The sequence below is a fragment of the Chitinophaga agrisoli genome (assembly GCF_008386695.1).
In the GTDB taxonomy this organism is placed as follows: Bacteria; Bacteroidota; Bacteroidia; order Chitinophagales; family Chitinophagaceae; genus Chitinophaga; species Chitinophaga agrisoli.
Genome location: NZ_VUOC01000001.1, coordinates 1,392,377 through 1,405,460, shown reverse-complemented (window position 1 = coordinate 1,405,460; position 13,084 = coordinate 1,392,377). Strand labels below are relative to the sequence as shown.

The following is a 13,084-nucleotide window of genomic DNA, read 5'->3' as shown; positions in this document are numbered from 1 at the left end:
TACGGGTATTTAGTTATGCCATCAGAAATTGAGCTGTAAGCCAACAAGCAGCTGCATGGTGGATGGGTAATAGTTCTTACTGCCGGCGCCATCCGTGTTGGTGAGGATACCCGGATACAGGCCATTGACCGGGTAAGCTTCCGGGTCTACGCCCTTAAAGCCGGTGAAGGTGGCAAGGTTCCTGCCGGTAGCATATAAACGCAACGACTCAAAATACTTTGACCTGGAATTGATCGTATAACCCAGCGTTATCACATCCAACTTTACGTAATCCCCTTTTTCAATGAAATAGTCATTGAGGAAAGCCAGGGAATTAGGGCCGGTGATATGCGCATTCCTGCCGTAGGCGGATGTGAGCACATTGGTGTTGGCCTGTACGGATTGCAGTCCGTAATAGAAATCATGCACATTAAAGATGTCGTAGCCAAAAGCGCCGCGGAAGTATACGCTGGCGTCCCATTTTTTGTAAGTGAACGTATTTCCCAGGCTGGCGGTAAAGCGTGGCAATCCATTTCCTACTATCTGTTTATCATCATTATTGGCCTGTGTGGAGGGTATTGGCTTGCCGCTTTTATCGTACACCAGGAAATTGCCCTGGTTATCTACGCCGGCATATTTCCACATGTAGAAATTACCAATACGCTCGCCTTCCTGCAGGCGCTGTGCAGTGCCGGGGCTGCCGGGCGCAGGGAGGTTCACTACGTCAATAAAACCCTGGCCATGGTATTGATCATTAGAAAATGAAACAAAGCGGTTGTTATTGCTGGCGCCTGCAAAAGAGGCGGTATAGGTAAAATCCTTTCTATTCACTGCTGCTACGCTTAACTGCAACTCGATACCGGAGTTCTGCATAGAGCCTACGTTAGCATATGTTTGCGTTTGTATGTTGGGCGGTATGGGCACGTTATAGTTACCCAACAGGTCCTGCTGTTTACGCTGATAGTAGTTAATGCTGCCGCTGAACACATTATGGAACAGTACAAAATCGAGGCCCGCGTTCCAGTTATGGGCTTTTTCCCAGCGGAGGTTGTAGTTGATGTTCTGTCCCGGCCCCCATACCTGGTAATAGGAACCATTGATGGGGTAATAGCCGTAACCGGAATACAGGTCCAGCGAGAGGTAGTTACCGAAATCCTGGTTGCCGGTAACGCCAAAGTCGCCGCGTAGTTTCAGCTCATCTATCCAGGTAACCGTTTGCATAAACTGCTCACTGCTGATACGCCAGCCCAGGGAGACCGCCGGGAAGTATCCCCATTTATTATTGAAACCAAATTTGGAAGAGCCCTCATACCGTAAGCTGGCGGTAGCCAGGTATTTATCATTGTAGGAATAGTTCAGGCGTCCGAAAAATGCGATGAGGCGCGAATCGTTTTTGGTGCTGGTCATACCGTTACGCCCTTCCACCTGTTGGTAAATACCATTTCCCAGGTTGTTATAGGTAAAGGCATCGGAGGTAAATCCCCTGTTCTCACCAAATAACTCTGAATACTGGAAATACTGGTAAGAATAACCCGCCAATGCTTTAATGGAATGGCGGGACCTGGTCAATGCATAACTGCCAGTCCATTCAAAGGTCTTCTGATCATTTTTGTCGTATTTCCGGTTGGCAGAGCTTTGCCCACCCTCATTCTTAGCCGCGTAGGTAGATGTAGACGGGCGGAAGAAGAAATCAAAATAATCCCTTGTCTGCTGTCCCAGGGTGATCTGTGTGGAGAGGTTAGGCAGGATATTGAGCTTGACGGTAGCATTCATTTCCAGGAACTTCACTTCCGAGCCGCTGAGCTCTGTCTTTAATCTTTCTACCGGGTTATAGGCTTCCCACCCTTCTGCCATAAAATACCGGTCAGGATTCTGGGGGCTGAAAACCGGCTCTGTAGGATTCAGTGATAAGGCCATATTAAATGCGCCATAATCCGCATCGTTACGTTTAAAATAACGGGGGGCTATATTGAAGCCCATGTTCCATAGCTCATTTTTGGATGTATGATTAAGAGATACGCGGCCGCCGTATTCCTGGCGCCCGGAGCGGATGTCTATCCCCTCTGCCTTGCGGTAATCAATGGTAGCCCGGTAGTTGTTGCGGGCATCGCCACCGGAAAAGGACAAGCTATGTTTTTGCGAGAAAGCCGCTTGCCGGCTGATCTCTTTTGCCCAATCTGTTTTTGCGCCAAAGTCCGTACCGCGGTTGTTCTTTAAGAACTCATCCGCAGAAAGGGATTTGAGCATACGGGTCGGGATATCGAAGGCGGCGTACCCATTATAGGTAACCTGCGGGCCATTTCCTCGGCCACCTTTTTTGGTGGTGATCATGATCACCCCATTGCTGCCGCGGGTGCCGTAAATGGCGGATGCGGCGCCGTCTTTTAATACATCTATTGCAGCTATATCATTCTGGTTGATGTTCTCCAGGTTGCCGCCCGGCACGCCATCTACTACGATCAGCGGCCCCAGGCCGGCATTGCGGGAAGAAATGCCCCGCAGCTGTATGGTAGGATTAGAGTTAGGATCTGCTGTACCGGGATTGGAGATGGTAAGGCCTGCTACTTTGCCCTGTAAGGACATGAGCGGGTTATTGCCGCCCACTGCCAGCAGTTCCTTGTCTGAGACGTGGGTAATGGCGCTGGTCACTTCCCGGCGGTTGAGGGTACCGTAACCCACTACCACGGTCTCATTAAGGCCTACCGCTTTATCATGCATCACAACATTCAACTCCCGCTGGTCGCCGGCTTCTATGATCTGCGTTTCGTAGCCGATAGCTGAGCACTCCAGCGATACTTTCTTATCGCTGCTGACGTTCAGCTTAAAACGGCCGTAGGCATCTGTAATGGTACCTGTTTTAGTACCCCTGATAACAATGGTAACGCCGGGCAGCGGCTCACCACGGGTACTTTTGACGGTTCCGTGGATATCGTATTGCCGCATCACCAGGCTTATGTCCGGCAGGGCGGATGCGCTGTCTGAACGTACGATCAGGAGGGGCGATATCACAATATTGCTGCCTATCTGCTCATATACGAGCGGCTGGTCTTTGAGTAGCAGCGATAAGGTTTCCTTCAGGGTTCTTGTGCCCTGGGGCAGGGAAACATCTGTAATGTCCGCCAGCGCCCGTCTGTTGTAGGCGAATGTGAAAGGCGTAAGCTGCTGTAGCTTTTTCAGCGCCTTTATCAGCGTCTGGTGTTTAAGCTCCAGTTGTACGGTCACATCGTTCAGTGTTTGCCCCATGCTGTTGTGGGCCAATAATACCTGGAAGGAACATGACATCAGGAAGACGGAGAGAATGCTTATTCTCATACACTGTTTCAGTCTTTTTAGATAAGCGGCAGAAGGGTATCCATAACGTGGAGTTATAGCAATAGGACCACTTTCTGCAGTTTTTGCAGAAAAAAACATAGCTTTAAATTGTTTTAAATGATGACCGAATCAATTAAGACGGTACTGCCTTCTTTGTTATAGGCAGGCAGTATGGCAGCCGCTTTGACCTCGCACGTCGAAGCGGTTTTTTTGTGGCGCGTTAGTTTGTATCTGTTTTTTTCATAACGTTAGATTTACAAGTCAATAAAAGATTATCTACATCCCTGGCCGGATAGCAGCACACTATCTCCGCTGATCCGGTATGCAAGATTATTAATGCGTGCAATGACCTTTACTATATCTTCCAGCGGCTCCTGTTTTACGAATGCAGCGGTAATATTACAAGCAGCCAGCGCCGGGCTTTCCAGCACCACCGTTACATGAAAGCGCTGTTCCAGCAGGTGTGCCACTTCCGGCATGGGCTGGTCATCGAACAGGAGGTCCTGCTGTTTCCAGGCAGTGGCCAGGCTTACATCCACCTCCAGCTTTTTAAAAGGCCCCAGGCCGGTTACGGTGACCTGCTCATTGGGCTTTACCATATCAATGCTCCAGCGTCCGTGCTGCACCCGTACTTTGCCACTGGTGACGGTTACCGTTACATCCTTATCCGCGGGGTAAGCCCGCACATTGAAGCTGGTGCCCAGCACTACTGTTTTTATGCTGCCGGTATACACCACAAATGGGCGCGTGACATCCTTCCTGATGCTGAAGAATGCTTCGCCGGAGAGGTGTACACCTCTTTCGCCAGCGGTAAAACTATTTTTGTAGTCCAGGGTGGAGCCTTCGTTCAGCAGCACCTTACTACCATCCGGCAAAACCAGGTAAGCATGCACAGGCATTGCCGGTACTGCGGGCGTTGTTACCCGTGCCACTTGCTTTACGGGGGCGGGGCGCTGCCAAAGCAGGCCTATGCCGGTTACAACCGCTCCCAGCACCACTGCCGCAGCTACCCAAGGCCATAGGCGCCGCCTGCTTTTGTCCGCTTGTACGATGGCCCTGAAAATACTGTCTGCACGGACAGGGTCTTGCTCCTGCTCCGGCCAATCCTGTTCCCAACCCTCTCCTATCAATGTGCGCAGTTCCTCGTCATAATCCGGATGGCCGATATAAGTTCTCATTTCCGCCACCTCTTCCGGGGTGAGCGTTTTGTCCAGGTAACGCCTAAACAGGTATGCAAACCTTTCATGCGTCTGCATTACACGATCATTTTAAGTAAAAAATAGCGCCTGCTTGCCGGGGCTTTATAATAAGACTGTGAAAAAGCAAAAGAGGAGTATATGTTCAGAAAATATTTTCCAGGAGCCATGATCCCAGGATAATGCTATTAATGTAGGGTGTAATATGCTGGCGGATAACCCGCAGGGCGTGTACAAGGTGGGTCTTAACGGTATGCCGGGATATGTTGAGCGTATGGGCGATCTCCCCGTGTTTCATACCATGATGGCGGCTGAGGTGGTAGATGTGCTGCTGCCGGGGGGATAACTGGGAAAGGGCATCTTTTAACAAGAGCTGGTGCTCTTTTTCCAGGAGGGATAACTCTGCGTTATTGCCGGTATCCGGCGCGGCGAGCTGCACTGCTTCCAGGGTCTGTATTTCGCGGGCCTGCTGTTTCATCATATCAAACATACGGTGGCGGGCAATGGCGTAGAGCCATGCGTTGAAATTCTCTACGGCGGGCAGGTCTTTACGTTTGAGCCATACTTTCAGGAAAACATCCTGCACTACCTCATCTGCCAGGGAAGTATCTTCAGACAGGCGCAGGGCGTAGCTGTATATTTTCCCCCGGTAACGGTCAAACAGCGAGCGGAATGCCGTTTCATTGCCGGTGGCGACGCCGGCGAGCAGACTCAGTTCACTTATATTTTGGTTCTCTCCCATGTGTTTTCTTAACGCGGATAGTGGAATATCTATAACTGCTGCAATGGGAATAGGTCAGCAATTTTTGCGATATGATCTTTGGTTTTCTAAGAGTAAGATAGAAATTATTTTCTAATTGTCAGAGCGTTTAAAAATCAATTACATAGCCTTCCCGTTATCATTGGCACCCTGAAAAAAAATACCGGATATGTTTGCTACCTTGGATGATACAGTACGTGCAATCATGGCGATGGTTGTAAAATAACGGCTGTAGAAAAAATGGCTACCATGAATAATCCCAATGGCATTACCATTCATGCCTGTAAATATGGCGTAAAAGAAACGATCGATCGTTTGCAGGCCTCTTTAACAGCAAAAGGCGTAAAAATATATGCAAGGATAAACCAGCAAGATGAACTACAGCAAGTTGGCCAGACCATCCCGCCGCTGGAATTTATTCTATTTGGAAACCCCAAAGCCGGCGGCCCTGTGATGGCAGAAAGCCCGGTAGCCGCCCTTGATCTGCCGCTGAAAATTGTGGCCTGGGAGGATGAGCAAAAAAAGGTATGGCTGGCATATAATGAAGCCGGTTATGTGCAGCGCCGTTTCTCTTTGTCTGACGCTGTTGTGCGCCCGCTGCATTTGGAAGGGCTGGTGGCGGAAGTGGTATTATAACAGGTGTTTCTTAAACCGTTTTGCCAGGAGGCCGGTGGCTAATGCAGGATCAATATCTGCTACCAGCACGCCGGTGCGGCCGTATACTTCGTGCGCGATGCAGGTACCATCCGGGGCTATTATCGCGCCGGCTGATTCCGGAAAACGGGAGGCGTAGTTGGCACTGGCGAAGTAAATGGTATTTTCCAGCGCCCGCATCATGATCGCTTTTTCGTAGTAGGGATTGTTTTTGTGGCCCCATTCTGTTAACTGCGGCCCTGCTGTATCACTGCCATTAAAATGCGGATGGAATACGATGACGGCATCCCGCTGGGCGGCCCATCTTACAGATTCCGGGTAGCGGAACCCTTCATGGCAGATGGTAATACCGAACTTCAGGCCGTTCACTTCAAACATGGTACGCGCTGTACCGGCTATCCAAAGGTTATCTTCTGTGGGGTCTAACTGGTTTTTTGTCTGGAAGCCTAATATTTCTCCTTTATCGGATACAACATAGGCCAGGTTCAGATAGGCGTTTTCATGCGGCCAGTCCATGGGCACAATGATGGCGATATTATTGGCTGCGGCAATAGCGCATACTTTATCCAGGGCTGCCTGTAGTTTTTCCGGCGAGCGGTCTTCCGGCGGATAGGGCATGCCAGGGTAGCCGGGCAGGTAAGATTCCGGGAAACAGATGATGACTGCCTGCTGTTGTGCAGCCTCCTGCGCCAGCTTTTCGAGCCAGTACAGGCCATCATTCATAGATGTTGGGATGGGTGGGGAGGCTAAGGCTATTTTCATGATCGTGCACAGATTAGTGCTGTAAATTTAATACAGGCGGCGTAATATTCCTGCAGCGATGTATGTCTTCGCTTGCTCAACGGCATTTTCTAAAGGGATGTTTTAGCCAATGGAAAAATGGCTTGTGACCGCTTTGGACCATCAGTGCTCCTACATAAGACTGTATATGTTTTACGCCGGAAGCGGCAATCTCTACTTCGCTTAGGCCAACAGTAGCCTGGTAAAGATCTATGGTAACAAACTCAGGTATAAACGTGTCGTCAAGGCGCAGCTCCGTTGTTTCATAACCAATACAATGGACGGAGAGGGTAAACCCTGACTTAAAAAACTTAGCCGGTATGTTGATACGGAAGTTTCCATTGGCGTCCGTAGATGCTCCAATGATGCTTGAATCCTTCAGGACAACGGTTACACCGGGAATGCCCACCTTGGTATTACTGTTAACGACCTTTCCTTCATAGGCCCGCATCAAAACCGCCTTGTCTTTTTTTGTGTCTGGTGTTTGTTCCGTAGTTGCAACTGGTTGCCCGGCCTTACTGCTACCCGGCGTAACGGCTGCTATAAAGGAAGCCAGCAATGCTGCGGGGAGGAAGGCACGTTTTGGCGGCGCGGAGGCTACCAGTTCACGATTGAGTTGTGCGCTGCTGACACGCCCGCAAAGACCGGTTCCATTGTTGAGGATGTTAAAGACCGCGTTATCTGACATCAGGGATAAGTCTACTACTTTCTTTTGACAATGTGCGCAGAAGCGGCCATTGCCGGCCGGTGACATTTCATTCCATGATTGCATACATGGTTCCGGGATGGTAAGTATAAGGGATGTTTTTTTTCTCATAGTGTGTTAAATATAGGACTTGCTTTCAATGCTGCAGTGAACTTTATTTTATTTTTCGTTTATGGAATTGACTAGATTCCGGCATCGTCCCGCCACATTTTTATTAGCCGCAAATGGCCCACAGCGGGTTAAATCACTGTTACTGAACTTATCAGGTTTACCGCCTGCATAAAATTCCGTAAATTCAGTAAAATCCATGGTTATGATCATTATACATGACATCTTTATCTGCAAACCCGGTAATGCCTCTAAGCTGGCTAAACTGTTTAAGGAGGTAATGTCCGGCCAAAAAGAATTTGTAAACATTATGACGGACATGAGCGGCCAATACAATAAGGTCGTATGTGTAACCCAGTTTGAGAGCCTCACTGCTTTTGACCAAAGCTGGGAAAAAATGAAAGAGGAAACGGAAGAAAATAAGAAGATGGCCGAAAAAATGAAAGGTTATCATGAACTGTATCTGACCGGCAGCCGGGAGATATATAAGACCTGGTGATTAAGCCGGCTTTGTTCCACAAAAAAGAGGCGCTGATACCAGCGCCTCTTTTTTGTTTGTAACCAACCGCCCACTCAAAGCTTAACCACCCTGAATGTTGTTGTTTGCTGTGCGTTTTCCAGCTTTATAATGTAGGTACCGCCTACAAGGGAACTGATATCCCTATTGATCAGTGTCTCTCCTTCGCGCAGGTTCCATTGCCTTACTACATTGCCCCGCATATCCAGCACGGTCAGCGTTCTATATACCGCTGCTTTTAGCGATATCACCAGCCGGCCGGTGGTGGGGTTGGGATACAGGATAGCCGCCTTTGCTGCTGTTGTGGCAGGCGGCAGCTTTGTGTATACCATCCTGGCAGCGGAGGAGGCGCCACTTGTATCCACGGCGCAGTTATCGATACTGAACCAGTTATACTTAAACGTGCCGGTTGCTACGTGTAAGCCTGTGTAGGTGAGCGCCGGCAATGTCATGGTATCTGTAATGGTTTGCCAGGCGCCGCCGGTGTTGGGCACATCAATAGTACCAAAGTTAAATCCGCTATGCCCTACCCAGATCTGTGCGGGCGCTGTGGTGGATACCCGTACGCTGACCTTGTACCTGCCGGCTACGGGCACGTTTAAGGTGCTGTAGGCAAACCAGTCATTTACATGCAGGTTGGTGAAGTTCTGGCCGCCGCCAATATCTGTACAGGCCTGCAGGTAAGGACCCGTGGCGCGGTTGGAGGCACTTTCCGCTTCATATTTGTAATTCACGGTACAGGTGTAACCTGTTGTTACATCCGCGGTAGCAGACAAACTGCCGCTGGAAACGGTGATCACATAATTGCCCGCGGTGCTGCCGGCGGTGAAAACACCGGTGTTGCTGATACTGTTACCCGTGCCGGTCACGGACCAGGCGGGGGTAAAGGCAAATACACTGTCGCGCTGATCATAGCCGGTAGCGGTAAACTGCTGGGAAGCGCCCAGCGGCACCGTAATGCTATCCGGCGTTAATACGATCCGGGTTAGTACCGGTACCGGTATTACGGTGGCTATGGCCGTATCGCTTATGCTGCCCTGGGTGGCCCTTACGGTATAAGTACCATTGGCGGAGCCGGTGAAAAGGCCATTGGCATTGATGGTACTACCGCCGCCGGATACAGACCATACGGGCGTTACCGCATAGATGCTGCTATCCTGGCCGTAGCCGGTTACGGTGAATTGTTTGGTTTGGCCAGTATTCATGGTTACGGTATCCGGTTTTACCACCATACGCGCCAGCGAAATGGAATCCGCGCGGATAAACCGCAGCCAGTTAAAGTTAAAGCCATCTTTATTGGCGGTGATGCGGATGGTCTTTTGTCCGGGTAGCAGCCGGATAGGCGCGGAGGTAACAGTGACCCATTTTTGCCAGCCGCCGCTTGCAGGGAGGCTTACTGTTTGCAGGATGGTGGTATCCAGCTGTATGTTAAGGCTGGAAGCGCCGTTTACTGCTACGCGGAACTGTATGCGGTATTCGTTACTGTCCGGTACGTCAATATCGTATTCAAACCACGTGCCGGCGCCAATGTAGCTAACATCCAGGCCGCCGCCTGTATCAGCAGCAGGCTCTGTACAACAGGCGTTGCCGTTATCAAAATTCTCTGCCTCTATTTTAACGGGAATAGGTTTGTAGTTGGTGGGGCGAAGGGTAACGTTGGCCGTTCCTGATTTTGTAACGCTATCTACCGTAACAGTAGCGGTAACCGTACCGGATACATTCAGCGTAGCCAGGCCGCCAGCCGTAATGCTGTTGCCAGCGCCGGTAATGCTCCATACGGGCGTAGCGGTCATCACCTGGTCATTCTGATCCAGCACCTTAGCGGTGTATTGCTGGGTTTTACCTGCCAGGAAGGTGATATCTGCCGGTGTTACCATTACGGTATCCACTACGGGCGTGCCCAGGCCTTTCTGGTAGATGCGCACATAATCCACCGTCATGCTATCCGGCCAGTCTGCTTCTACGATGTTGCCACCCATACCGCCGCCGATGGCCACATTCAGGATCAGGAAGAATTTCTGGTCAAAGGGCCAGTCTTTCCAGTCTGTATGTGGATTGGCGTATGTGAGCACATGTATGGTGTCATAGGTGAAGCTGATAGAGTCTGCGGTCCATTCCATGCTATAGGTATGGAATACGGTGTCTGCATCCATGAGGCGCTTGTTGGCGGAGATCTGGCCACCGTTGGTCCAGTTGTGGCTTTGGGTATGTACGGTGGAAAGTACGGTACCGAAGTTATTGCCTACATGCTCCATCACATCCAGCTCACCGCTAGCTGGCCAGCCACCATATGCGCTGCTGGTGGGCATGAGCCAGATAGCGGGCCAGGAGCCGCGGGCGCGGGGCAGCTTAGCCCTCACATCTACCTTACCATAGAGGAAATCCATTTTGCCCTGGGTAATGAGGCGGGCAGATGACCAGGGCTCATTGGGGTTGCCGGTGGGGAAATCCTTTTTGCCTTTGATGATGAGATTACCATTCTTTACGCGGGCGTTATCATGCGTAGCATCTGTATACACCTCCTGCTCTCCGTTGATCCAGCCTTTGGGCTGCGGGTCTATTTTCCATTTGGTAGCATCGGGCACGCCATCTGTGCTGAATTCATCATTAAAGATCATGGTCCAGTTGGGGTTGCCTTCAAACACCACGTTGCCTTTTACTACATAGGCGTTCACGTTGGCATTGACCAGTTCCTGGCCAGATACAGACAGTTTAAGCGTAGCGCGGGAGTAATTAGCCGCTGAGTTGCCACTAAGCGTAATACGGGCGGTGGTATCATTTACGCGTGTTACGTTGCCGATGCTTACGCCTGGCGGCAGATTATCAGCCACCCAGTTAGAAGCTGTTAAAACGGAGCTGTATACGCCATTACGCAGGGAGGCGGTAAGCGTGGCGCCGTTCTCGTGGCCCATGGCAATGCTGGTGTCCTTCAGGTTCACCGCAGTAGCGTTAGGGGCTTGTACCAGGTCGAAATAGAGGGTGCCATTGGCTTTGCGGCCATCAATGTAATGCACTTCCACGCGGTTAAAATCTGTTCTGTTCTTTACGCTCTGGAAGTTAAAGGAGGCTTCTTCCCAGTGATTGATCTGGCTGACCTTGTAGGTGAAGTACACCGCTTTTCCGTAGTCGTTGTTGTGCTGCAGCTTAAACATGATCTCATCTTTTGTAGTGGCGTATACCATCATTTTGAATACGCTGTTGCCGGAGAGATCAAAGGAATCTGTGAGGGTGCAGCCTGCGGTCATGTACTCGAAGCAGGTAGTGTCTTTAATGAATTTGGCTACCAGGGGGCTGGTGTTTACGCCGGAGATGCTGGGATTAGGGACGCCAAACTGGACCTTGCCGGTAGTGGTGGCGCCGGCGTAATAGTCCCATTTGCCGGAGGCGGGGCCGTGGCCTTCAAAATCATCTAATAAAAGGAATTGCGCCTGGAGCCTGCCACAGCATAGCAAACCCAGGAGCAACACAAAGAGTGTTGAACTGTTTCTCATAACGTTTCATTTTTGGATTAATGGGCCAGCACGGTGGTTTATCGCGCTGGCCCGGGTTTTCTGATCTTACATGGGAAAAGTTTCAGGCTATAGGATCATTGGCTGTATTATTGGTCAGAGGTTTGGATTGACGATAGCGTCTACGCCGGGTATGGGCATCCAGTATTTATCCTGGGTGATGGGCGTGGTGACCTTCATATCGCCGGGGTCTTTATCTGCGTTGGCGGCAGCCACCTGATCCAGGCGTACCAGGTCGAACCAGCGGTTCCACTCACCCGCAAACTCCCAGGCCCTTTCCTGCACTACGGCTGCGGCAAAGTCCGGACCGGACATACCAGCCGCCAGGTCCGGCAATCCTGCACGGGCGCGTACCGCATTCACGGCCGCATATGCATCTGCGTTAGGCGTACCGGCAGCGCGTGCCTGCGCTTCCGCATAAATAAGCAGCACATGCGCATAACGGATCATGATCACCGGGTTATTGGACATATACACGGCTTTATCGCCGGGTTGCTGGATAGTGAACTTCTTATAATAGGGATGTTTGGTGGTAGTTTGCTGCCAGGTAATGGTCTCCCCCCCTACTACAAACGCTGTAGAGAAGGTAGCGTCTTTACGGGGGCCGGCGGGGAAGTTATTAAAGAACTTCAGCTCCGGGAAGAAATCACTCCAGCCGCCTTCATTTTCCGGCATGGTAGAGAGGCCGTAGAAGGAGTTGTAGGTAGACCATTGCCCGCGGGTAAACAGGGTAAATACATCCTCCACCGTGCCTCCGGCAAAGATCTTCAGGAAACCATCCTGATAAAGATCAAATTTATATGCGGCCTTATTGTCGATCACCTCTTTGGCCTTAGCGGCAGCCAGGGCGTATTTGGACTGATCTTTCAACGGCCAGCCGGCTTCTGTAAGATACACATCTGCCAGCAATGCTTTGGCTGCGCCTTTGTTGGACCTTCCCGGATCGCGCTTGGTATCCGGCAGCCATTCTTCCGCACGTTTCAGGTCTTCTTCTATGAGTTTGTATACTTCCGCAGGCTGGCTTTTTTTGAGCGTGAGATAAGCCGGATCATACACTTCTGAAGGGATGATAGGCACCTCGCCCCAGAGCCGTGTAAGCCAGTAGTAACAAAGCGCGCGCAGGAAGCTGGCTTCGCCTACGATGGTATGGATGTCTTTTTCTGTACCATCTTCTACCGCCTCGTAATTGTTGATGATGTTCGTAGCGGATTGTATGGTTTTATAACAGCCCAGCCAGATGGGTGTAATGCGGCTGTTAAGCGAGGATACGTTGAAGAGGTCAAATTCGCGGAACTCCTCTTTGTTGGAGCCAGAATGGGTGGTCAGATCATCGCCGCCCATGGTCATGGCTATCTGCGATACGCTGGTAAAACCGCTGGTCCATGGCACCAGCAGGCTGCCGTATGCGCCGGTAAGGGCGGATTCCAATCCTGCCTGGCTGCTGAGGGCAGCAGCGCCGCCTACCAGGCCCCGGGGATTTTCCGTTAACTCTTTACTGCAGCCGGCCATCAGCAACAGGCAGGCTGCCAGGTATATGCGTTTCATGTAGAATCGTTTGGTCAT

9 protein-coding genes are annotated in these 13,084 nt (G+C 50.8%); 2 read left to right on the top strand and 7 right to left on the bottom strand.

Features of this window, described 5'->3' with window-relative positions; all coding sequences use genetic code 11:
• Nucleotides 1–21: 21 nt before the first annotated feature.
• The 3 genes from F0L74_RS05795 to F0L74_RS05785 form a co-directional block, all read right to left on the bottom strand.
• Nucleotides 22–3,291: a SusC/RagA family TonB-linked outer membrane protein gene (locus F0L74_RS05795; RefSeq protein WP_188315867.1), complete on the bottom strand. Its 3,270-nt coding sequence runs from the start codon at nt 3,289–3,291 to the stop codon at nt 22–24.
• A 272-nt stretch (nt 3,292–3,563) separates the two neighbouring features.
• A complete protein-coding gene (locus F0L74_RS05790; RefSeq protein WP_149836857.1) occupies nt 3,564–4,547 on the bottom strand; it encodes a FecR family protein in 984 nt (327 codons plus the stop codon).
• Between the two features lie 85 nt (nt 4,548–4,632).
• Nucleotides 4,633–5,229, bottom strand: coding sequence for an RNA polymerase sigma factor (locus tag F0L74_RS05785; RefSeq protein ID WP_149836856.1), 597 nt, complete (start codon nt 5,227–5,229; stop codon nt 4,633–4,635).
• Nucleotides 5,230–5,496: 267 nt separating this feature from the next.
• Between F0L74_RS05785 and F0L74_RS05780 the strand changes: the two genes are divergently transcribed.
• Nucleotides 5,497–5,883, top strand: coding sequence for a DUF302 domain-containing protein (locus tag F0L74_RS05780; RefSeq protein ID WP_213086900.1), 387 nt, complete (start codon nt 5,497–5,499; stop codon nt 5,881–5,883).
• Here the strand turns inward: F0L74_RS05780 and F0L74_RS05775 are convergent.
• Nucleotides 5,878–6,663, bottom strand: coding sequence for a carbon-nitrogen hydrolase family protein (locus F0L74_RS05775; protein ID WP_149836854.1), 786 nt, complete (start codon nt 6,661–6,663; stop codon nt 5,878–5,880). The genes F0L74_RS05780 and F0L74_RS05775 overlap by 6 nt on opposite strands.
• A 76-nt stretch (nt 6,664–6,739) precedes the next feature.
• Nucleotides 6,740–7,498 carry a carboxypeptidase-like regulatory domain-containing protein gene (locus F0L74_RS05770; protein WP_149836853.1) on the bottom strand — a complete coding sequence of 253 codons (759 nt, stop codon included), beginning with the start codon at nt 7,496–7,498 and terminating at the stop codon, nt 6,740–6,742.
• A 202-nt stretch (nt 7,499–7,700) separates the two neighbouring features.
• Here F0L74_RS05770 and F0L74_RS05765 point away from each other — a divergent pair, with 202 nt between their 5' ends.
• Entirely contained in the window at nt 7,701–7,994 is a 294-nt protein-coding gene (locus F0L74_RS05765; protein WP_149836852.1) for a hypothetical protein, read from the top strand.
• Between the two features lie 74 nt (nt 7,995–8,068).
• On the opposite strand, the gene F0L74_RS05760 is transcribed toward F0L74_RS05765, so the two are convergent.
• Nucleotides 8,069–11,503 carry a carbohydrate-binding protein gene (locus F0L74_RS05760; protein WP_149836851.1) on the bottom strand — a complete coding sequence of 1,145 codons (3,435 nt, stop codon included), beginning with the start codon at nt 11,501–11,503 and terminating at the stop codon, nt 8,069–8,071.
• 114 nt (nt 11,504–11,617) lie between these two features.
• A complete protein-coding gene (locus F0L74_RS05755) occupies nt 11,618–13,084 on the bottom strand; it encodes a RagB/SusD family nutrient uptake outer membrane protein (RefSeq protein WP_213086899.1) in 1,467 nt (488 codons plus the stop codon).